Annotated in this window: 22 protein-coding genes and 1 pseudogene; 11 read left to right on the top strand and 12 right to left on the bottom strand. The window is 67.7% G+C overall.

Features of this window, described 5'->3' with window-relative positions:
• Nucleotides 1-647: pseudogene (locus ABZ789_RS02075) on the top strand (glucose-6-phosphate isomerase); the annotation flags it as partial.
• Between the two features lie 9 nt (nucleotides 648-656).
• Here the strand turns inward: ABZ789_RS02075 and ABZ789_RS02080 are convergent.
• The 3 genes from ABZ789_RS02080 to ABZ789_RS02090 form a co-directional block, all read right to left on the bottom strand.
• Nucleotides 657-1,448, bottom strand: coding sequence for an FAD:protein FMN transferase (locus ABZ789_RS02080; protein ID WP_358418235.1), 792 nt, complete (start codon nucleotides 1,446-1,448; stop codon nucleotides 657-659).
• A 93-nt stretch (nucleotides 1,449-1,541) separates the two neighbouring features.
• Complete coding sequence (locus ABZ789_RS02085) at nucleotides 1,542-3,164, bottom strand: acyl-CoA dehydrogenase family protein (RefSeq protein WP_358418238.1); 1,623 nt, start codon at nucleotides 3,162-3,164, stop codon at nucleotides 1,542-1,544.
• Nucleotides 3,165-3,168: 4 nt separating this feature from the next.
• Nucleotides 3,169-3,786, bottom strand: coding sequence for a TetR/AcrR family transcriptional regulator (locus tag ABZ789_RS02090; RefSeq protein ID WP_358418241.1), 618 nt, complete (start codon nucleotides 3,784-3,786; stop codon nucleotides 3,169-3,171).
• A 59-nt stretch (nucleotides 3,787-3,845) separates the two neighbouring features.
• Between ABZ789_RS02090 and ABZ789_RS02095 the strand changes: the two genes are divergently transcribed.
• Both ABZ789_RS02095 and ABZ789_RS02100 read left to right on the top strand, forming a co-directional pair.
• The gene (locus ABZ789_RS02095) at nucleotides 3,846-5,069 is read left to right on the top strand and encodes a hypothetical protein (protein ID WP_358418244.1); all 1,224 of its coding nucleotides are present in this window, start codon (nucleotides 3,846-3,848) and stop codon (nucleotides 5,067-5,069) included.
• A 40-nt stretch (nucleotides 5,070-5,109) separates the two neighbouring features.
• The gene (locus ABZ789_RS02100; RefSeq protein WP_358418246.1) at nucleotides 5,110-6,660 is read left to right on the top strand and encodes a carboxylesterase/lipase family protein; all 1,551 of its coding nucleotides are present in this window, start codon (nucleotides 5,110-5,112) and stop codon (nucleotides 6,658-6,660) included.
• On the opposite strand, the gene ABZ789_RS02105 is transcribed toward ABZ789_RS02100, so the two are convergent.
• From ABZ789_RS02105 to ABZ789_RS02115, 3 genes are read right to left on the bottom strand one after another with little or no spacing between them, the layout of a single operon-like run.
• Nucleotides 6,644-6,970 carry a cupin domain-containing protein gene (locus tag ABZ789_RS02105; protein ID WP_358418249.1) on the bottom strand — a complete coding sequence of 109 codons (327 nt, stop codon included), beginning with the start codon at nucleotides 6,968-6,970 and terminating at the stop codon, nucleotides 6,644-6,646. The genes ABZ789_RS02100 and ABZ789_RS02105 overlap by 17 nt on opposite strands.
• A gap of 35 nt (nucleotides 6,971-7,005) precedes the next feature.
• Nucleotides 7,006-7,491, bottom strand: coding sequence for a dihydrofolate reductase (locus tag ABZ789_RS02110; protein WP_358418252.1), 486 nt, complete (start codon nucleotides 7,489-7,491; stop codon nucleotides 7,006-7,008).
• The gene (locus ABZ789_RS02115) at nucleotides 7,491-8,291 is read right to left on the bottom strand and encodes a thymidylate synthase (RefSeq protein WP_358418255.1); all 801 of its coding nucleotides are present in this window, start codon (nucleotides 8,289-8,291) and stop codon (nucleotides 7,491-7,493) included. The genes ABZ789_RS02110 and ABZ789_RS02115 overlap by 1 nt, the downstream gene beginning before the upstream one ends.
• A 73-nt stretch (nucleotides 8,292-8,364) precedes the next feature.
• Between ABZ789_RS02115 and ABZ789_RS02120 the strand changes: the two genes are divergently transcribed.
• A complete protein-coding gene (locus tag ABZ789_RS02120) occupies nucleotides 8,365-9,231 on the top strand; it encodes a DNA-formamidopyrimidine glycosylase family protein (RefSeq protein WP_358418258.1) in 867 nt (288 codons plus the stop codon).
• A gap of 90 nt (nucleotides 9,232-9,321) precedes the next feature.
• On the opposite strand, the gene ABZ789_RS02125 is transcribed toward ABZ789_RS02120, so the two are convergent.
• Together ABZ789_RS02125 and ABZ789_RS02130 are read right to left on the bottom strand one after the other, a co-directional pair.
• Nucleotides 9,322-10,128 (bottom strand): cytochrome c oxidase assembly protein, encoded by an 807-nt coding sequence (locus ABZ789_RS02125; protein WP_358418261.1) that lies wholly within the window; start codon nucleotides 10,126-10,128, stop codon nucleotides 9,322-9,324.
• 18 nt (nucleotides 10,129-10,146) lie between these two features.
• Nucleotides 10,147-10,641, bottom strand: coding sequence for a DUF2243 domain-containing protein (locus tag ABZ789_RS02130; protein ID WP_358418265.1), 495 nt, complete (start codon nucleotides 10,639-10,641; stop codon nucleotides 10,147-10,149).
• A gap of 67 nt (nucleotides 10,642-10,708) precedes the next feature.
• On the opposite strand from ABZ789_RS02130, the gene ABZ789_RS02135 reads away from it, so the two are divergent.
• From ABZ789_RS02135 to ABZ789_RS02145, 3 genes are read left to right on the top strand one after another with little or no spacing between them, the layout of a single operon-like run.
• The gene (locus ABZ789_RS02135) at nucleotides 10,709-11,260 is read left to right on the top strand and encodes a hypothetical protein (protein ID WP_358418268.1); all 552 of its coding nucleotides are present in this window, start codon (nucleotides 10,709-10,711) and stop codon (nucleotides 11,258-11,260) included.
• A 55-nt stretch (nucleotides 11,261-11,315) separates the two neighbouring features.
• Nucleotides 11,316-11,963 (top strand): alpha/beta family hydrolase, encoded by a 648-nt coding sequence (locus ABZ789_RS02140; protein ID WP_358418271.1) that lies wholly within the window; start codon nucleotides 11,316-11,318, stop codon nucleotides 11,961-11,963.
• Complete coding sequence (locus ABZ789_RS02145) at nucleotides 11,960-13,618, top strand: GAF domain-containing protein (RefSeq protein ID WP_358418274.1); 1,659 nt, start codon at nucleotides 11,960-11,962, stop codon at nucleotides 13,616-13,618. The genes ABZ789_RS02140 and ABZ789_RS02145 overlap by 4 nt, the downstream gene beginning before the upstream one ends.
• Before the next feature lie 29 nt (nucleotides 13,619-13,647).
• Here the strand turns inward: ABZ789_RS02145 and ABZ789_RS02150 are convergent, their stop codons facing one another.
• Entirely contained in the window at nucleotides 13,648-14,295 is a 648-nt protein-coding gene (locus ABZ789_RS02150) for a response regulator transcription factor (protein ID WP_358418277.1), read from the bottom strand.
• 182 nt (nucleotides 14,296-14,477) lie between these two features.
• Between ABZ789_RS02150 and ABZ789_RS02155 the strand changes: the two genes are divergently transcribed.
• The gene (locus ABZ789_RS02155; RefSeq protein ID WP_358418280.1) at nucleotides 14,478-15,401 is read left to right on the top strand and encodes a nitroreductase family protein; all 924 of its coding nucleotides are present in this window, start codon (nucleotides 14,478-14,480) and stop codon (nucleotides 15,399-15,401) included.
• A 23-nt stretch (nucleotides 15,402-15,424) separates the two neighbouring features.
• Nucleotides 15,425-15,688 (top strand): hypothetical protein, encoded by a 264-nt coding sequence (locus ABZ789_RS02160; protein WP_358418282.1) that lies wholly within the window; start codon nucleotides 15,425-15,427, stop codon nucleotides 15,686-15,688.
• Between the two features lie 27 nt (nucleotides 15,689-15,715).
• Here the strand turns inward: ABZ789_RS02160 and ABZ789_RS02165 are convergent, their stop codons facing one another.
• The 3 genes from ABZ789_RS02165 to ABZ789_RS02175 form a co-directional block, all read right to left on the bottom strand.
• The gene (locus ABZ789_RS02165; protein ID WP_358418285.1) at nucleotides 15,716-16,627 is read right to left on the bottom strand and encodes a universal stress protein; all 912 of its coding nucleotides are present in this window, start codon (nucleotides 16,625-16,627) and stop codon (nucleotides 15,716-15,718) included.
• A gap of 25 nt (nucleotides 16,628-16,652) precedes the next feature.
• Nucleotides 16,653-17,693, bottom strand: coding sequence for an LLM class F420-dependent oxidoreductase (locus ABZ789_RS02170; RefSeq protein WP_358418288.1), 1,041 nt, complete (start codon nucleotides 17,691-17,693; stop codon nucleotides 16,653-16,655).
• Nucleotides 17,694-17,763: 70 nt separating this feature from the next.
• Nucleotides 17,764-18,672, bottom strand: a complete 909-nt coding sequence (locus ABZ789_RS02175) for a universal stress protein (protein ID WP_358418291.1) — start codon at nucleotides 18,670-18,672, stop codon at nucleotides 17,764-17,766.
• 144 nt (nucleotides 18,673-18,816) lie between these two features.
• On the opposite strand from ABZ789_RS02175, the gene ABZ789_RS02180 reads away from it, so the two are divergent.
• Together ABZ789_RS02180 and ABZ789_RS02185 are read left to right on the top strand one after the other, a co-directional pair.
• Nucleotides 18,817-19,260 carry an Rrf2 family transcriptional regulator gene (locus tag ABZ789_RS02180; RefSeq protein WP_358418294.1) on the top strand — a complete coding sequence of 148 codons (444 nt, stop codon included), beginning with the start codon at nucleotides 18,817-18,819 and terminating at the stop codon, nucleotides 19,258-19,260.
• Between the two features lie 50 nt (nucleotides 19,261-19,310).
• Nucleotides 19,311-20,534 carry a globin domain-containing protein gene (locus ABZ789_RS02185; RefSeq protein ID WP_358418296.1) on the top strand — a complete coding sequence of 408 codons (1,224 nt, stop codon included), beginning with the start codon at nucleotides 19,311-19,313 and terminating at the stop codon, nucleotides 20,532-20,534.
• Nucleotides 20,535-20,570 lie beyond the last annotated feature (36 nt).

Raw genomic sequence — 20,570 nt, forward strand, 5'->3', positions numbered from 1 at the left:
TGGTGCCGTACGCCCAGGATCTGGCGCGGTTGCCGGCCTATCTGCAGCAGCTGACGATGGAATCGAACGGCAAGTCGGTGCGCGCCGACGGCGCACCGGTGAGGTGCCCGACCGGGGAGGTGTTCTGGGGGGAGCCGGGCACGGGCGGGCAGCATGCGTTTTTCCAGTTGCTGCACCAGGGCACCGAGATCGTCCCGGTCGATTTCCTCGGCCTGGCCCGCAGCCCGGAGGATCTGATGGCGCGGGACGGGCGGACGTCGATGCAGGTGTTGTTGCTGGCGAACATGTTCGCCCAGGCCAAGGTGCTGGCCTTCGGGCGCGACGCCGAGCAGGTGCGGGCCGAGGGGGTGGAGGAGGTGTTGGTGGCGCACAAGGTGATGCCCGGTGATCGGCCGTCGACGACGATCCTGGCTCCGGAGCTGACGCCGTCGGTGGTGGGTCAGATCATCGCGTTCTACGAGCATCAGGTGTTCGTGCAGGGGGTGGTGTGGGGGATCGATTCGTTCGATCAGTGGGGCGTCGAACTCGGCAAGGCTCAGGCCACCGCCCTGCAGGCCGTGCTCACCGGCGACGACACCCCCGACACCGGCGATGCCTCCACCGACCACCTCATCGACATCTACCGCGCCATGCGCGCCGGAGGGTGACGCGCTCGGTCAGGCGGCCTTCGGGTCGGACCAGGCAGTCGTGGTACGCACCCGCCCGTGTGAGTCGACGAGACGCGCAGGAAGGTCGTACTGCTCGAGCCACGAGAGCGCGCCGATCCCGCGCTGCACTGCCGTGGCTGCGGCTGCGTCGGCCCACACCGCGTCGGGAGCGATGACGCTGACGATGCGCCATTGCTCCGGATCGGCGACATCGCTGGTGTGCGACGCCATCGCCGATCCGGATGGCAACTCGACGGCGCCCCTGTCCGGGAGAGGCACCTGCCATCCCCCGGCCGGGGCAGGACCGGCGGTGGCCATGACCGTGCCCACACGCACGAGCGCCCCGCATTCGAGCAGGCTCGCAACGAGCGCCGCGGCATAGTCGACGGTGTCGGCGACCGCGGTCGCCCCCAGTTCGAGACTCACACCGAACGGCGCGAGCACGGTATCTCCCTCGACCTGCACGTCGCGGTAGGTCGGCAGTGGATGGATCGGCGGAATCGCGCCGACGTCCACGGATGCGTCGTCGGAGTCGACGGGAGTGATCGCGCCGGCCGTCATCCGCGCCGCCCACAATGCCGACCGGACCATCGACGCGAGGCGTGGACTCATCGTCACCGGTGTGCCCTGCGCGAGATTGACGGAATGGATCTCGGCGTCACCGAGGCGGCTGTCGCTCACTGCTTCCGATTCGGCGATGACGCCGCGCACGATCATGCGGGCACGGTGGATCGCATGCGGCTCGGTCACCGCGAGTGCGACCTGCCGACCCCACTCCCACCATTCGTTACTGCCGATCATCAGGCCTCCACCGCTGGGCGATTCCTCGGAGGACGTAGTCCAAGTATGCCTTCGGCCTCCGACACGTGACGACGACGCAGGATCGCCCGGGCGTCAGATCCGCTCGAGGACGGCGGCGGTGTCCACGCCGGTCGGCAACGTCCCCATCGCGATGCCCCAGTCGTCGTCGAGCCGGCTACGGCAGAACGCCTCGGCGACTGCGGGGTGTCCGTTTCGCACGAGCTGCGCTCCCTGCAGAACCAGGGCCATCAACTCCACGACCCGCCGCGCCCGGTACTCGGCATCCTCGAGATCGGCGAGTTCCTTGCCCACCCGGGAGATCGCCGAGTCGAGCCGGGGATCGGCACCCTCGGCGCGCCGGACCTCGGTGAAGAAGGCGTCCACGGTGTCGGGTCGACGGGCCATGGCACGGAGGGCGTCGAGTGCCGCGACGTTGCCCGAACCTTCCCAGATCGACATCAGCGGCGATTCGCGGTACAGCCGCGGCATCCCGGATTCCTCCGCATAGCCGTTGCCACCGAGACATTCGAGGGCTTCGACCGCCACGGCGGGCGCCCGCTTGCACACCCAGTACTTGGTGACGGCCAGCGCGATCCGACGCAGTGCGGCTTCCTGCTCGTCACCGGACGCCCGGTCGGTCGCCCCGGCGAGTCGCATCATCATCGTCGTCGCGGCTTCGGATTCGACCACGAGATCGGCGAGGACGTTGCGCATGAGCGGCTGGTCGACGAGCAGCGCACCGAATGCTGTGCGATGCCTCGCGTGGTGTACCGCGCGCAACGTCGCGACCCGCATGTTCACCGCGGACCCGATGACGCAGTCGAGCCGCGTCATGTTCACCATCTCGATGATGGTGTTGATGCCCCGGCCCTCCGGGCCGACGAGCCAGCCGATGGCGTTCTCGTACTCGATCTCCGACGAGGCGTTCGACTTGTTGCCCAGCTTGTCCTTCAGACGCTGGATACGGATCGCATTGCGGCTACCGTCGGGCAGGACCCGAGGCAGCAGGAAGCAGGACGGCCCGTGTTCGGTCTGCGCGAGGGTGAGGAACAGATCGGACATCGGCGCCGAGGTGAACCACTTGTGCCCGACGATGGTGTACGAGCCGTCCGCGTTGGGGGTGGCGGTGGTGGTGTTGGCGCGGACGTCCGAGCCGCCCTGCTTCTCGGTCATCGACATTCCGGCGATGAGACCCCTCTTCGAGGAGGGCTCCCGCAGCCCGAAATCGTAGTGGGGCGCGGCCAGCAACGGCTCGTAACGCTCCGAGAGTTCGGCGTTGTGACGCAGAGCCGGGATCGCCGCGTACGTCATCGAGATCGGGCACATATGTCCGGCGTCGGTGTGTCCCCACACGTAGAACTTCGCGGCACGGGCCACGTGCGCGCCGGGGCGCGGGTCACGCCAGGGGGCCGCGTGCAGGCCGTTCTCCACGGCGACAGTCATCAGATCGTGCCAGTGCGGATGGAATTCGACCTCGTCGATGCGGTGGCCGTACCGGTCGTGCGTGTGCAGCACCGGCGGATACTCGTCGGCGAGACGACCCCAGTCCTGGCTACGCGCGGTACCGGCCAGGGCACCGAGTCCGCGGACCTCGTCCTCGGCCCAACCCGCTCCCTCACGGCGCAATCCTTCGAGCAGCGCACGATCGTCGGCGGCCTGATACGGGACGAGATCCGGAACCTGGTTGAACACCTCGTGGGTGACGGGAAAATTCACGGCTTCACTCCTGAGACGATGTCGTTCCGGCCGGCGACGCCCCGGCCGCCCGCAGGGCGAGGGTGACGAGGTCGGGCACGGTGGATTCGGTCGCTCCGCCACGCAGTCGACCGGTGAGAACTTCGCCGACTGCCCCGACCAGCGCGGCGGCGGTGAGTGCGACGTCCTGCTCGGGGAACTCCCCGGTGCCGACCCCGTGGTTCACAGCGCTCTCGAAAGCAGCCGCGAACGCGCGGCGCAGCACGAGTCGTTCGGCATCGACGGCGGCGTCGACGGGTTCGGCGAGCAGCGCATAGGCGAGTGTGGGATTGCGCAGGGCACGCCGGGCGAAGGTGTCGACCACCGCGCTCACACGTCGTACACCGGATCCGCTCGCCGCCGCGGCTGTCACGGCTTCGACCTCGCGGGTGCACAGTTGCCGGAAGATCCGCACCATGAGGTCCGACTTGTCGACGTAGTGCCGATAGACGCTGCCGGTTGCGACGCAGGCCCGCTCGGCGACCGCGGCGACGGACAGTCCTCCGTATCCGCGCTCGCTCAGCAGATCCACCGCGGCAGCCGCGATCGCCTCGCGCTGAGCGTCGAGCCGTTCCTGCACTGCGGGAGTCCGCCGGTATGCCACATCAAGGATTGAACCCCGGTTCAGTGCTTCGGTCAACGGTCGGCGCTACGGTCGGAACCGTGAATCGATTGAGTGTGGTGGACGAGATGTTCCTCCACCGCCACAAAGGAACCGGCCTGCCGTCGGTCATGCAGGGGTTGTGGCGTACCGACGAGACCGTCGACGCGACCCTGTTGCTGTCCCTGCACGATGTGCTGTCCGAGGGTCCTCTGGGGCGGCGCGTGGTCCGGTCCCGGATACCGGGCGCCCGCCCGCGATTCGAACCGAACACGCACGTACATCCGCTGCGCTATCCCACGACACCCATTCCCGACGACGAGCTTCTCACCTGGGCCGACGCCCACGCGAACGTCGATGTCGATCCCGAACTCGGTCCCGGCTGGGCCCTCGCGGCCACCCACCTCGCGAGCGGGGGAACAGCACTGTCGATCGTGTGCTCACACGTCCTTACCGACGCACGCGGGTTCGTTCGCGCAGTCGCCGACGCCCTCGCCGACCGGCCCCGCCGGCCGGATCCTCTTCGCAGCTCGGACGTGCGCGACGCGATGCAGTTGCTCCGACGGGTCGGACGAGGACTGCGCGCCGTGCAGTACACGCCTCGCACGGAGAAGCCTCCCGTGCCGCGGACGGTGCGCGTGCAGCCGCGCACTGCGGTCGTCGACGTGGATGCCGACCTGTGGGAGAAGGCCGCAACGGCGGCGGACGGTACTCCGAACTCCCTCCTGCTCGCCGTGGTCGCCGGCGTCACCCGACGCGCGCGGATCCCGTTCCCGGTACGCGTCTCCGTCCCGGTCGACGACCGAGGAGACGGAACCGTCTCCAACGGCGTGTCGATGGTGGGGATAACCATCGACGAAGGCGACACCGTTTCCACGATCCGCGCACGTGCGACGGACGCGTACTCCCGGCCGCGAGAGGGGGCACCGCACAACCTGCCGGCCGAGATCCTGCAGCTTCTGCCCGACCGGCTCGCAGCCCGCGCTTCCCGAGGAGCGGGCGAGAGAGATGTGCTGTGTTCCAATATCGGCGCGGTCCCCGACGAACTCACCAGCTTGGGCCCGTATCGCACCACCGGAATCGCGATGCGCGCGATGCACCCGGGACTCGGCACCCGGCCGGCCCGCACCGCGACCCGGCTGTCGGTGTACGCGTGCCACACCGCCGATCGGTACACGCTGGCATTCGTCGCCCTCGACGAGGAACACTTCCCCGATACCACCGCCTTGCGCACCCATGTCCGGACCGAACTCGCCGAGCGAGGACTCGAACCCCGTTTCTGGTGACACGTCTCCTGTCACCTCCGGTCACGTACAGTGGCGAATCATGACGTCCGAGACCCTCGTCACATCGGCCGACGGAACCGTCCGCGGTATCCGGCTCGGTGACCTTCTCGCGTGGCGCGGCCTGCCCTACGCCGCTCCCCCGGTCGGTCCGCTGCGACTACGCGCTCCGCAGCCGGTCGAGCCCTGGTCGGGCGTGCGGGATGCGACGCAGTTCGGGAATGCGGCCTCGCAGCATCCGCGCGGGGTCGCGACCGGCCGCCGCGGGGTGCGGATCCGCCCCGACGAGGACTGCCTGACCCTCAACGTGCTCGCCCCGGCCGGGAAGGTCCACACGCCGCGACCGGTGATGGTGTTCATCCACGGCGGCGCATTCACCCTCGGCACGAGCGCACTGTCGTTGTACGGCGGCGAGTCGCTGGTGCGTCGCGGCGACGTCGTGTACGTGTCGATCAACTATCGGCTCGGAGCGCTCGGCTACCTCGATTTCGGTGTCTTCTCGACGGATTCGGTGCGGTTCGATTCGAATCTGGGGTTGCGCGACCAGGTGGCGGCACTCGAGTGGGTGCAGCGCAACATCGCGGCCTTCGGCGGCGATCCCGGCAACGTGACGATCTTCGGCGAGTCCGCCGGCGGTACCTCGGTGACGACCTTGCTCGCGACCCCTGCTGCGAGCGGGCTGTTCTCCGCCGCGATCGCGCAGAGCCCGGCACCGAATCTCGTCGTCACCGCCGACCGCTCGGCGGAATGGGGCCGCAAGTTCGTCGAGCTGATCGGCGCCGATACCGAGTCGGCGGCGCAGGCGCTCCTCGATGCCTCGCCCGCCGAACTCGGGCGCGCCGGATCGCGACTCGGAGCGCAGGTACTGCGCGCGACACCCGGCCTTCATCCGTTCGGGCCGGTCGTCGACGGCGACTTCGTTCCGGTTCAGCCACTCGAAGCGTATGAGACGGGCGCGGCGAATCCCGTTCCTCTGATGCTCGGAACGAACGACCGGGAGGGTGCGCTGTTCCCGAAGTTCCTCGATGGGTTGCCCACCGATCCGCAGCGGATCGACGCATTGTTCGCCGCCACCGATCCGGACGCGAAAGACCGTATCGCAGCGGCCTATCCGGGATATCCGAACGAGCGGGCCGCGATCGATCTCGGCGGCGACCTCACCTTCTGGCATCCGTCCGTGCAGATCGCCCAGGCGCATTCCCGCTTCGCGCCCACCTACATGTACCGGTTCGATTTCGCACCGCGATTGCTGAAGATGACGGGCTTCGACGCCACCCACGCAATCGAGTTGCTCGCGGTGTTCGACCAGGCCGACGAACCGGTCGGCCGGGCACTCACGGCACTGGGCGGCCGACGCGGACTGCGTACTGTCTCCGCCACGATGCAGCGTCACTGGTTGAGCCTCGCCCACCACGGCGAACCGTTGCCTTCGTGGCCGCGTTACGACGAGAAAGACCGCGCGACAGTCATTTTCGACGAGGTTACCCGCGTGGAGCACGATCCGCGCCGCGAGCGGCGCCTCGCGTGGGAGGGTTACCGCGGTTACGCCACCCCCGCGCCTCGTCCGATGAGAGCGACTACTTCGTCACCGTGAGCAGAAAGGCCACGTCCTCGATGGCGCTCACACTGTGCCGCACGGGAGGGACGACGAGCAGGTCACCGGCCGACCCCTTCCACACGTCGTTGCCTGCGACGAGCTGCAGCTGACCCGACAGCACCTGCACCGTCGCCTCCCCCGGACTGTCGTGTTCGCCGAGTTCGCGGCCCGCCAGCAATGCCACGACGGTCTGCCGCAGGTGCTTGGCATGCCCACCGAAAACCGTCTGGGAACTACGCCCGCTGCTGGAGGTCGCCGCGAGTTTGAGCTGCTGCCGTGCCATGGCGGTCAAGGAGAGCTTGTCCATGTACCGCAGTATCGCTCAGATGCCCCCGTGAGGACTCAGCTTCGCGTGTACCGGACCCAGCGGAATCGAATTCCCTTCGCAGATGTCTGCCATTCCCCTGCCTCTGCCGCCCATTCGGGTCCGATCGGGGGCGCGGTGGCGTCGCCGTCGACGTCGAGATCCACCTCGGTGACGAGCAGCCGTGTCGCGAACGGCATGGCCTGCGCGTAGATCTGACCGCCCCCGATCACCACCACGTCGCCGTGGCGGGAGAGAGCGAGCGCGTCGTCGAGGCTCGCCGCGGTCTCGGCGCCCTCGGCGGACCACTCGGCGTTACGGGTGACGACGATGTTCCGGCGTCCCGGCAGCGGCCGGAACCTCGGGGGCAGCGAGTCCCAGGTGAGCCGGCCCATGATCACCGGCTTGCCCATCGTCGCGTCCTTGAAGAACGCCAGGTCCTCGGGGATGTGCCACGGGATGGTGTTGTCCCGGCCGATCACACCGCCGCGGGCCTGGGCCCACACCAGAGTGACCTCGCCCATCAGACGGCCACCGGCGCCTTGATCGCAGGATGATGCCGGTAACCCACAACCTCGACGTCCTCGTAGCGGTAGTCGAAGATCGACTCGCGAGGGTGCAGCTTCAGCGTCGGGTAGGGATACGGTTCGCGGCCGAGTTGCTCGGTGACCTGCTCGATGTGGTTCGAGTAGATGTGGCAGTCACCGCCGGTCCAGATGAACTCCCCCGGTTCGAGGCCGGTCTGCTGGGCGACCATATGGGTGAGCAGCGCATAACTTGCGATGTTGAACGGGACACCGAGGAACATGTCGGCGCTGCGCTGGTAGAGCTGGCAACTGAGCTTGCCGTCGGCCACATAGAACTGGAAGAAGGCGTGACACGGCATGAGTGCCATCTTGTCGAGCTCGGCGACATTCCACGCGGAGACCAGGATGCGGCGGGAATCGGGGTTGGTGCGCAGAGTCTCGATCACCTGGGCGATCTGATCGATGTGCTGCCCATCGGGGGTCGGCCACGAGCGCCACTGCACGCCGTAGACAGGGCCGAGATCACCGTCGGGCGCGGCCCACTCGTCCCAGATCGTCACGCCGTGATCCCGCAGCCACTGGACGTTGGAGTCGCCGCGCAGGAACCACAACAGTTCGTAGACGACGGACTTCAGGTGCACCTTCTTGGTCGTGACGAGCGGAAACCCTTCGGACAGGTCGAAGCGCATCTGATGGCCGAAGAGGCTGCGGGTGCCCGTTCCGGTGCGGTCGGCCTTCTCCGCTCCGGTCTCGAGGATCAGGCGCAGGAGGTCTTCATAGGGCGTCGGCACAGTCACGAGGGCAGTCTATCGGCGAGCCGAACGTGCTCGTCGCCACCCGAGAAGGCCCCGACGACCGTAGCCTGTTCCCATGCCCGAGCTCCCCGAGGTGGAAGCACTTGCGGTGTTCCTGCGCGAGCATGCGGTCGGCAGCGTCGTCGGACGCATCGACGTCGCGGCTCTGAGTGTGCTGCAGACCGCCGACCCCCCGATCACGGCGCTGCAGGGACGCGACATCAGCGGCGCCTCGCGGTTCGGCAAGTTTCTCGCGATCGACTGTTCCGGCCTGCACCTGGTCACCCATCTGTCCCGGGGAGGCTGGTTGCGCTGGCTCGACGAGCCGTCGCAGACTCCACCGAAACTGGGGCGCGGCCCGCTCGCACTGCGGGTCCATCTGTTCGCGCCGGATGCGACCACCCCTGCCTTCGACCTCACCGAAGCCGGCACGAAGAAGCGGCTGGCGGTGTGGATCGTCGACGATCCGCGGAAGGTGCCGGGAATCGCGCGACTGGGCCCCGACGCCCTCGCCCTCACGCGCGACGAGTTCGCCGCGCTCCTGACCGGCAGCACCGCGCGACTCAAGACTTTGCTGACCGACCAGAAAGTTCTCGCCGGTATCGGCAACGCCTATTCCGACGAGATCCTCCACGTCGCGCAGCAGTCACCCTTCGCCACCGCAGGCCGGCTGACCGAGCACGAGGCGACCGTGCTCTACGGGGCGGTGCGGTCGGTCCTGACCGACGCCGTGACCCGCTCCGTCGGTCAGGACGCGGCGCGGCTCAAGGGTGAGAAACGGTCGGGGTTGCGCGTACACGCCCGCACCGGGCAACCGTGCCCGGTGTGCGGAGACCTCGTCCGCGAGGTCTCCTACACCGATCGCTCGTTCCAGTACTGCCCCGCCTGCCAGACGGGCGGGAAGGTTCTCGCCGACCGGCGACTGTCGCGCCTGCTCAAATAGGTCGCGTCGTGGCGGGAGCGCGGATCGTCGAGATGGGCGCCGCGCCGATGGTCGATGCCACACGCGGTCTGATCGCCGGCCTCGCCGGGGTCAACCGGCCCGATCGAGGATCCGTTCGGTCCGCGATCGGGCGCGCCCGGCTTCGCCGTACCAGCGCACCGCGAGGACGACGGCGATCGCCACTCCCACCGCATCGCCCCCGTAGTACATCAACTGGGCACCCGCCTGCAGGTCGGACGACTCGAACATCGTGCCCGGAGGTGGATGCGCGTACAGCATCTTGGCGAGCACCGCGTGGGCCGCACCCGCCGCGAGCAGCACCACCGCGAGATGCGGGAATCCGTATCGGCGCCGGAGAGGGTCGAGGCGGCAGATCGCGAAGGTGAACAGCATCCCCGCTGCGAAGACGTGCAGGTGGACGACAGCCGAGACGACACGGCTGTCGTGCATTGCGGCGAACAGGGAGGTCCGGTAGAGCACCCACAGCCCGCCCATGTCCAGAACGGCACCGACGACAGGCACCGTCAGCAGTTCGGCCGGCCGCGAGTGCAGAGCGGTGAGCAGGCCCGTGCGAACACGACCTGCGGGCATGGACCTCAGCAGCAGAGTCACGGGTCTGCCCAGCACGATCGACAACGGCCCGATCATGCCGACCAACAGATGCGAGGCCATGTGGGAGGTGAACGGACCGCCGGGCAGCGAGACGAACGCCGGCGCGACGACGGCACCGGCACCTGCGGCGAGACCGGCGTCACGCCACCACGGCCAGGCGTCCCCGCGCCTGCGGAGCCGGGTGGCGGCAGCGACGTACAGCGTGACGCCGATGACCGCGGCAGCCAGGACGAACAGTGCGAGAGCGCCCGGTCCGGCGTCCGCGTGCGCCGAATGGTCGTGCACCGGCGACCTCCTCTCCGTCTATCCGTCGGTGGTCGCGGCAGTTCGGGGCGTCCGCTTCGTCGACCACCACAGGACGGCACCGGCGATCAGGAACACGACCGCCCCCGCGATCCACGCCAGGTCGTAGGGCAGCACGTCGACGTCGTAACGGATCTGGTGGATGCGGAAGACCTTGTGGTTGACGAGTCCGTCGAACAACTGGAATCCCCCGGCTCCGAGCAGCAGGGCGGCCCAGAAGTGTCTCACTGCAAGGGCGTGCCTGCGGCGCACATCGGCAAGCAGCGCGAATCCTGCCACCAGGACCAGTAACTCGGCGGTGTGAAGCAGGCCGTCCGAGGCGAGACCGATCGCCGGTGTCGATCGGTCGTAGAAGTGATGCCAACCGAGGATCTGGTGGAAGACGATCTCGTCCACTGCGGCCATGAGTGCCACGCCGAGCAGGGCACCGCTGATTGCGGAGTGCCGCACCGAGATTCCGTCGCGCGCACTCACAGGTCGGCTCGCGCCGGTCATCGCTGTCCTCACTGTGCCGTCCGGAGAACCTGGTTGTTCCGATCCCGGGGCGGGTACCCGAGCGACCATGCTGAGAAACGCACTGTGGGAAGGCATGGTCGCAGGAGCGGCCGGCGCCGCCGTCATGACGGTCGGAGAGAAGATCGAGCAGGCGATCACGGGACGACCGAACTCGCACGTCCCAGCTCGTGTGCTTGCACGACTGACGGGTGCATCCGAAGCCGCCGGGAAGCACTCGACGGCACTGAACTGGACGATGCACTTCGGGCAGGGCGTTGCACTCGGGGTCTTGCGTTCGGTCATGGCCGAGGTGGGCCTGCGGGGGCCGCTCGCGTCTGCGAAGTTCACCGTCGTGCGACTGACCAACGATCAGATCCTCGAGAACGCGACCGGCGTCGGGGCTCCGCCCCAGACGTGGCCACGCTCGGAACTGGTGATCGACGTCCTCCACAAGGGTGTCTACGGCTTCGTCACCGGTGCGGTCGCCGACGCACTCGCAGCCCGCCGAGGGCCCGGTCCTGGAGGGTTGCATGCCGAACTCGTGCCCGGCCGCCACGCCGATGTCGGCCCCTTGCCTCGCAGCATGGCCGCGGGACGTAAGGCCCACCGCGGAACATGAACGCGCCGCCGGAGGGGCACCTCGCGGCGGTCGGGGCAACGGTTACCGTATCGGTGTGAGCGCCGAACCGCTGGATACCGACACCCTGCGCGGTCACCTGCATGTTCCTGCAGGGATTCCGCGGGGAGCCGTCGCGCTGACGCACGGTGCCGGCGGCAATTCCGAGGCCCGGATCCTGCAGATGATGTGCACCCGTTTCGCTGACCGCGGTTTCCTCGCCCTGCGCTACGACCTTCCGTTCCGGAGAAGAAAGCCCAAGGGACCCCCGCAACCGTCCCGCGCCGCCGAGGACCGCGAGGGGGTGGCCGTTGCGGCTGCATTTCTGCGGAATCGCGTGTCCGGGCCCATCCTGCTCGGCGGGGTCTCCTACGGCGGTCGGCAGACGTCGATGCTCGCGGCCGACGAACCCGGCATCGCCGACGCGCTCGTTCTGCTGTCCTATCCGCTGCATCCTCCGGGCAAGCCGGAGAAGGCGCGCACCGAGCATCTGCCGAAGATCACGATGCCCTCGGTGTTCGTGCACGGCGACCGCGACCCCTTCGGCACTCTTGACGAGTTGCGTGTCGCGACGGAACTCGTGCCCGCCCCCACCACCCTCGTGGCGGTGCCCGCCGCGGCCCACGACCTGAGCCGCGCGAAGTCCGATCCCTCGGAAGCCGCGGTGGCTGCTGCGCTGCGACTGCTGGAGGAAGCGAAGTCATGACCCGTTCGAGCGATGTCACCATCGACACCCTGCTCGCCGAACTGCGCGAGCGCCTCGACGACACCGTCACCACGCCGGAAACACTCCGGGGATTGCTCGAGGCCGTCCTCGTCGTGGGCTCCGGTCTCGAACTCGACTCGATGCTGCAGCGGATCGTCACAGCTGCCACCGCCCTCCTCGATGCGCGCTACGGCGCCTTGGGTGTGCGCTCCGCGGACGGCGGGCTCTCGGAATTCGTGTACGTGGGAATCGATCCCGAACAGCGCGCGGTCATGGGTCATCTCCCCGAGGGCCGGGGGCTGCTCGGGCTGCTCATCAACGACCCCAGGCCCGTCCGCCTGAGCGACCTGTCGAAGCATCGCGCCTCCATCGGCTTCCCTCCGAACCACCCGCCCATGAACAGCTTCCTGGGAACACCGATCATGGTGCGCGGCAAGGTTTTCGGAAGCATCTATCTCACCGAGAAGATCGGTGCGCCGGAGTTCACCGAGGAAGACGAGATCATCCTCAAGGTGCTCGCGACATCCGCCGGTATGGCGGTCGACAACGCGCACCTGTTCGAGGGTTCACTCGCTCGCGAGCGATGGCTCACCGCAATGGCTTCCATCAACGCCCGCCTGCTGGTCGGCGGTTCCGTGGACGAAACACTGTCGATGCTCACCGGCCAGGTTCGCGAACTCGCCCGCTGCGCAGGGGCATATGTCGTACTCGTCGACGGTCACCACGGCAGCCTGCAGGCCGCGGCGCCCCCGGTCGCGCGGGCCGAGGACACACACTTCGATCTCACCGGATCTCCTGTGCTGCAAGCGCTCAGAAGCCGGCAGATAGTGCACGTGGACAACCTCGAGGGCATGCCTCAGGCGGGCCCCGACAAGGTGGGACACGCTGTGGTGCTGCCGCTGTCGGCGACCTCGGCCGTTCCGGGCGTGCTCGTCGCGACTCGCGAGGGCGGCACCGAACCGTGGGACGACGAAGAGGTGGCCCGCTTCGAGTCCATGGCGAACCTCGCGGCCGTAGCACTCGAGTTCGCCGAACAGCAGCGCAAGAAGCGCCTGCTCGATGTCCTCGCCGACCGCGACCGCATCGCACAAGACTTGCACGACAACGTCATCCAGCGACTGTTCGCGACCGGCATGAGCCTGCAGAGCGTCACCGCAGAAGGTGTCGACACCGAACGTGTCCTGGAGGTGGTTCAGCACGCGATCGAACAACTCGACCGTACGGTGCGCGAGATCCGCACGACCATCTTCGATCTGCACACCACCGGCGCAGCCGCATCGAGCAGTCTGCGCCGGAGGTTGCTCGACGTGGTGGGCGACCTGAGCGTCCATTCCACGGTGACCCCGAACATCCAGTTCGTCGGACCCATCGACACCCTCGTCCCGATGCGCATCCACCCGCATGCCGAAGCCGTCCTGCGCGAGGGATTGAGCAATGCGCTACGCCACTCGCGGTCGGAGAACATCTCGGTGTCGGTCTCGGTCCAGGAGGACTTCCGCATCGAGATCGTCGACGACGGCACCGGCCTCCCCGACACCCCTCGTCGCAGCGGGCTGGCGAATCTCGAACGTCGCGCCGTGCAGTGCGGCGGTTCGTGCGAGATCGGTCCCGCCCGCCCGAGCGGCACCCGAGTGCTGTGGGTCGTCCCGCTCTGATCCCGAGCGACCGGAAACGCCGCCGGGAACTAGGACGTCGACCTACCGCGTTCGTTCCGCAATTCGGTGGCGAGTACCGCGGCCTGGGTGCGGCGTTGCATGCCGAGCTTTGCGAGGAGCCGGGAGACGTAGTTCTTCACGGTCTTCTCCGCGAGGAACAGCCGCTCGGCGATCTCCCGGTTGGTCAGACCCTCACCGATGAGTTCGAAGACCGCGCGCTCCTGCTCGGACAGTTCGGCGAGTGGATCGGCGGTCCGGGAGGCTCTGATCCTCTCCATGAGTGCCGCAGTGGCCCGGCTGTCCAGCAACGAGCCGCCCTCACCGACGGTGCGGATCGCCGAGACGAGATCGGTGCCCAGGATCTGCTTGAGAACGAACCCCGAGGCTCCTGCCATGATCGCGTCGAACAACGCCTCGTCGTCGGCATACGAGGTGAGCATCAGGGCGCGTAGTTCCGGCATTCGGGCACGCAGTTCACGGCAGAGTTCGACACCGTTACCGTCCGGCAGGCGCACGTCGAGCACCGCGACATCGGCGCCGCTCTCGGGCACGCGAGCCAGCGCTTCGCCTACCGACGCAGCCTCACCGACCACGGTGAAGTCCGGCACGCTGCTCAGCAGATCCACCAGGCCGCGCCGCACGATTTCGTGATCGTCGACGAGGAAGACGCGGGGCATTTCGGGCACCTTTCGTAGGCAGGATGTCCGCATATCCTCCCAGGTGTACCGCGAAGCCCGCCGTCGCGGGGCCGTTCGACACTCAGATCAGGACCTTCTCCCCCTGCCGTGCAGGCTCTCGGTAGGAGACGCTGAAGGTACTACGCGATAGGTGGGACGAACGAGCCACCGAGGAGGATGTCGTGACCATCGATGCCGGAACCTGGTCGCTCGGCGACACCGAGATCATCGCGCGTGCGGTGGTCGAAGCGCCGTCGGTACACGACACGCAGCCGTGGAATCTGCGCCTTCCCGATCACAACGCCGAGCTCGAGGAGCGCCTCGAGTTCGCCGAGCCCGGTCCGGACCCCCTACGTGCCGACCGGTTGATCTCCTGCGGCACGGCGCTCGCCAATCTCGAACTGGCAATCCGGGTCCTCGGGAACAAGGCACGAACCACCTTGCTTCCCGACGCGCAGCGTCCCGAACTCGTCGCACGGATCGAGACCCTCGGACCGGGCACCCCGACGAGCCGCGACCTGCGGTTGTACGCGGCGATCTCGCATCGGCGCAGCCACCGCGAGTCGTTCGCCGACATCCCGGTGCCGACGGAGACGCTCGCCGACATCGTCTCCGCAGCCGCGGACGTGCCCGAGGTGGACGTACGCTTGCTTGCGACCGACGAAGCCGTCGCCCTGGCACAGGTACTGGCGTATGCGGCCGAAGCCCGCCGGCTCCATGCGCATTACCAGCGCGAGATGTTCTCGTGGACCTCGCACTGGCAGCCGCGCGGCAACGCCGAGGTGGTCACCACGTGGAGCGCGAGCCTCGACGAGCGGGGAGCGGCCGGAAAGGCTCTGGTCACGACGGGCATTCCCGACATCGATCACCTGGCTGCGGCGATCGCTCGCGAGTCGGTGCTGCTGTTCTCCGCGCCGTCCACCTCCCCCGCGGACCTGATCCGGGTCGGCGCATCGGCCGAACGTGCATGGTTGGCCGCGGTCGACGCGCGACTGTCGGCGTCGGTACTGACACATCCGCTGCGGGTGGAGGACGCGGGTGCCCGCCTCGCCGAGATGCTCGACCTGCCCGTGTCGCCGCTGGTCATCCTGCGCGTGGGATTCTGAGTCGACGAGAGGCCGAGGCACCGATGAGCGTACCGACCGAGAAGCCCGTCGAGGACCCGACACAGGAGTTGTTCCACACGGCCCTCGACATGGCGCAGGCCGCGAAGGCCGGAAACGTGTCCGGCTGGCTCGCCGCCCGATATCAGAGCGGACGCCTCGAGGACGTGGCATTTCTGCTCTCGCAGATGCTCGGAGTGCTCATCGAGAACGGGGCGGTCAGCCGCGGGGTTCACCCGGCGGACGTCTGGAGGGAACTGCGCGACCGGGGCGTCGACGACTTCGGCTGACGCCCCGTACCCGCTCCTTCGTCCTGATCAGTCCTCTGTCTCCGTCGACCGCGCCACGAGGACCGGGCAGTCCGCAGTCTGGATCAGCGCGTTGCTCGTCGAGCCGAGCAGCAGCCCCTTGAATCCCCCACGTCCGCGGGTGCCGACCACCAGGAGCTGCGCAGCTTCGGCGTATTCGCTGAGCACACGGACCGGCCGGTCGCGCGCGACGACGCGCTCGACGGTGACATCCGGGTACCGTTCCTGATATCCGGCCAGGCGCTCGGCGAGTACGATCTCCTCACCCGTCTGGATCCGGCTCCAGTGCGGATCCTCGGGGACGGCTCCCAACGACGGCTGCACACTCACATCGCTCCACACGTTCACCGCGACGAGCGTCGCGCCACGCGCGGATGCCTCCTCGAACGCGACCTCGACGGCGTCCCGGCACGAGATCGAACCGTCGACACCCACCACGACGGGCCCCTCCGCCGGCGGAGCACCGTCGAGGGTGCGGCCACGCACCACCACGACCGGTGCCTTCGCGTGCGAGACGACGGCCGTCGAGACCGAACCCGCGAGCAGGCCCTTCACCTCACCGAGGCCGCGTGAGCCGACCACGAGCCGATCAGCGTGCTCGGCCTGGGCGATGAGAGTGGGAACGACCTTGCCCTCGAGCTGTTCGGTCGTGACCTCGACATCTCCGTGGCGGTGCTCGTCGACGATCTGCCGGGCGAGCACGGCCGCACTCTCGAGCCGGTCGCGCGCGGTCTCCTTCATCTCCTCGTGGAAGCTCTGCGCGAGATAGGGCTCGGAGTAGTAGAAGGCGGGGATGTGGACGACGGTGACGATACGCAACGGAAGGCCGCGGATCGCAGCCGCTCGTGCCGCCCAGTTCACCGCGGTGGTGGATGCGTCGGAGCCGTCGACGGCCACGACGATCGGCTTGGTTTCGGTCATCGCACGCGGAACCTTTCTCGGTGGGTCAGCCGCAGATATTCCGCAGCTGTTCGATCAGTCGCACACGACCTGCGGTGTCGGCTGCGAAGGGAGTGACGTTGAGGGTGGTGACACCGGCCTCCGCGAATGCGGCGACACGCTCGCGCACGAAGCTCTCCGGACCGATCAGGGAGATCGCACGCAGCAGTTCGAGGGGAACCGCGGCGGCCGCTTCCTGCTTCTTGCCCGCCAGGTACAACTCCTGGATGGTCTCGGCTTCCTTCGCGTAGCCGTACCTGATCGCGAGGTCGTTGTAGAAGTTCTTGCCCTTGGCCCCCATACCGCCGACATAGAGCGCGACCATGGGCCGGACCCAGTCGAGCATGTGCTCGACATCATCACCGATCGCAAGGGGAGTCTGTGCGTAGACCTGCAGGTCGCCGAGCGCCGGATCGCGCTTGGCCTTGCCCTTCGTGATCGACTCGCCCCACACGTCCGCGGCCTTCTCCGGGTAGTAGAAGAGCGGCTGCCAACCCTCGGCGATCTCGGCGGTCATCTCGACGTTCTTCGGGCCGAGCGAAGCAATGATGATCGGAATATTCTCGCGCACAGGCTGATTGATGATCTTCAGCGGCTTCCCGAGACCGGTGCCGCGGTCTGCCGGCAACGGGATCTGATAGTACTTGCCCTGGTGGTCGACCTTCTCGCGGCGCCACACCTTCCGGCAGATGTCGACGATCTCGCGTGTGCGCCCGAGCGGCGCGTTGTAGGGAACGCCGTGGAAACCTTCGATAACCTGCGGCCCGGACGCACCGATACCGAGCACGAAGCGGCCGTCGGAGACGAAGTCCAGTCCGGCGGCCGTCATCGCTGTGAGCGTCGGTGTCCGGGTGAACAACTGGAGAATTCCCGAGGCGAGCTCCACGCGCGTGGTCTTGGCCGCCAGATAGCCGAGTTGGCTCACCGCATCGAACGAATATGCCTCCGGCACGAACACGATGTCGAGGCCCGCCTTCTCCAGGTCGGCAACCTCCGCGGCGGTCTCTGCGAAACCGCCGCTGTAGTTCAGTCCCATTCCGATGCGCATGCGCCACCTTCGTCCTGCTGCACACCCGTCCCGGGCGCGCTCGTACACGTGCACCCGAACCCTACCGCCGTCAAGATGACTCCGGTCGCACGACCATCACCGGGCAGTGCGCTTCGCGCATCAGCGCGTTTCCGGTGGAGCCGAGCACGAGCCCCTTGAAGCCTCCCCTACCACGGGTTCCGACGACCACGAGCTGCGCTTTTTCGCTCCATCCCCGCAGACGGGCACGCGGTCCGTCGAGGTAGATCTCACGGTGGACCGTCACGTCCGGATAGCGTTCGCCGTAACCCGCGAGGCTCTCGGCCAGGAGGGAGTGCTCGTACTCCTCGAATGCCCGGGGATCGAACTCGAGCGGCGACTCCTCGATCTCGCCGATCCTCAGGTCGCTCCAGACATGGACGGCGACGAGGTCGACGCCGCGCCACGAAGCCTCCTCGAACGCTGCCCCGACCGCGCTACGGCTCGCAGAACTTCCGTCCACACCGACCACGACGGGTCGCTCGTCGGGGACGGCACCTTCCGGGCCGCGCACCACCACGACAGGACATTCGGCGTGGCCGGCGACCGAGACCGGCGTGGAGCCGAGGAAGGCCTCCCCCAGTTTGGTTCCACCGGTGGCCCCCAAGACGAGCATCCGCGACATCCGCGACAGTTCGACCAGCCACTTGGCGCTCCCGGTGAGAGCGAGTTCGGCGGTGATCTCGAGGTCCGCGGCCACCGATGTCGCGGTCTCCGCGGCGTCTCGGAGAATTGTCTCGGCTTCCGCCTCGCTCCACTCGAAGACCTGGGATGGCCGGAAGAAAGGGAGGTTCGTCCATCCTGTCGGCGCGAAATCCACGGCGTGGACCAGATGCAGCGAGAGTTTTCGCCCCGATGCGGTGGATGCAGCCCATCGCACCGCCCGCTCGGAGGCCGGGGAACCGTCCACTCCGACCGTCACATGGTTGTGGTCGCGGGGTGCTTCACCGAGAGGTTTCACATCCCCGAGGCTAGACGCATCCGGTACGTCCGGATACAGCCTTTGGTCACAGGGGCGAGAACCATTCGGTTGCAATGCCTTCCGGTACGCGATCTAAGTCACATCAAATTGTCATCACTGATGCGAATTATTACCGTGGGGTCCGTGCAGCTCACCCGGTTCACCGATCTCGGTCTGAGAGTGGTGATGTATCTCGTCGCCGCCCCGCCGGAGAGCAGGCCCAGCACGAGAACGATCGCAGATCGGCTCGGCGTGTCGTATGCCCATACGACGAAGGTCGTCGCCCGCCTCTCCGAACTCGGTGTGGTCACCACCCGGCGCGGACGAGGCGGAGGCCTCACCATCACCGAACTCGGTCGCACCGCCGGCCTCGGCTGGCTCACCCGGGCACTCGAAGGGGAAGGCGAGGTCGTCGACTGCGAAGGAAACGAGCCCTGCCCGATGCGTCGCGGTTGCACACTCCGTTCGAAGTTGCGTGCCGCTCAGGATGCCTTCTACACCGCCCTCGACGCGGTCACGATCGCCGATCTGACCGAGTCCGAGGCCGGACCTGTATCACTCTCCCTCGAACCACCGGCCGGTCGCTGACCCACAGCGGCCGTCCGTCCAGTCCGTCACAACCTACAAAGGAGACACCCGTGCCGTTGTCACCCGAATCCGAGGCCGTCATCGCCGCCACCCTGCCCGCTGTGGGTGCCGCCATCGGCGACATCACTCCGCTCTTCTACCGCAAGATGTTCGAGGCGCATCCCGAACTCGAACGCGACCTGTTCAACCGCGGCAACCAGAAGCAGGGCGAGCAGCAGAAGGCTCTCGCCGGGTCGATCGCGGCCTTCGCAACGCTCCAGCTCGATCCCGATCCTGCCCGCGTCGAGGCGATCCTCTCCCGCATCGCACACAAGCACGCCTCCCTCGGCATCAAGCCCGACGAGTACTGGATCGTCCACAAGCACCTTTTCGAGGCGATCGTCGAAATCCTCGGTGACGCAGTGACCCCCGAAGTCGCGAAGGCATGGGACGAGCTGTACTGGCTGATGGCGAACACCCTCATCTCGATGGAGGCCGATCTGTACCGGTCGGCCGGAGTCGAAACCGGGGACGTCTGGCGCACCGTCCGCGTCGCCGATCGCGTGCACCAGTCCGCGGACACCGTCTCGTTCGTTCTGACCTCGCTCGACGGATCTCCGCTGCCCACCTTCCGCCCGGGCCAGTACCTCTCGGTGGGCGTGCACCTTCCCGACGGTGCCCGCCAGATCCGCCAGTACAGCCTGACGAGTGCACCGGCCAAGGGAGATTGGCGCATCACCGTCAAGCGCGTGCTCGAAACCATCGCGCCCGACGGCACCGCCAAGCCCGCCGGCGAAGTGTCGAACTTTCTGTACAGCAATGTCTTCGAAGGCGACGAACTTCAGGTCACCACGCCCTTCGGCGATCTCGTCCTCACCGAGGACGACACTCCGATCCTGTTGGCGTCGGCCGGTATCGGCTGCACACCCATGATCGGCATCCTCGACCATCTCGCCGGCGTCGGCGACCAGCGCCCCGTCTCCGTCCTGCACGCCGACCGGTCCGTCGCGAGCCACGCCCACCGCCGGGAACTCGAGATCCTCGCCGAGAAGATCCCCTCGGCTCAGGTCTTCCGCTGGTACGAGGATCTCGGCACCCGCGAACCGCTCGAGACCATACGGGTGGGACGTGCCGACATCACCGATCTACCACTCGATCCGAAGACCCAGGCCTATCTGTGCGGCCCTCTGCCGTTCATGCTCTCGCTGCGCGAGGCTCTGATCGAACGCAACGTGCCGGCCGAGAACATCCACTACGAGGTGTTCGGGCCCGACAGCTGGTCACCGGCTTCCTGATCCCGCCGCGGTGGCCCGGTCGTGTCTACCGGGCCA

The organism is Rhodococcus sp. NPDC047139 (genome assembly GCF_040643435.1).
Taxonomy (GTDB): domain Bacteria; phylum Actinomycetota; class Actinomycetes; order Mycobacteriales; family Mycobacteriaceae; genus Rhodococcus.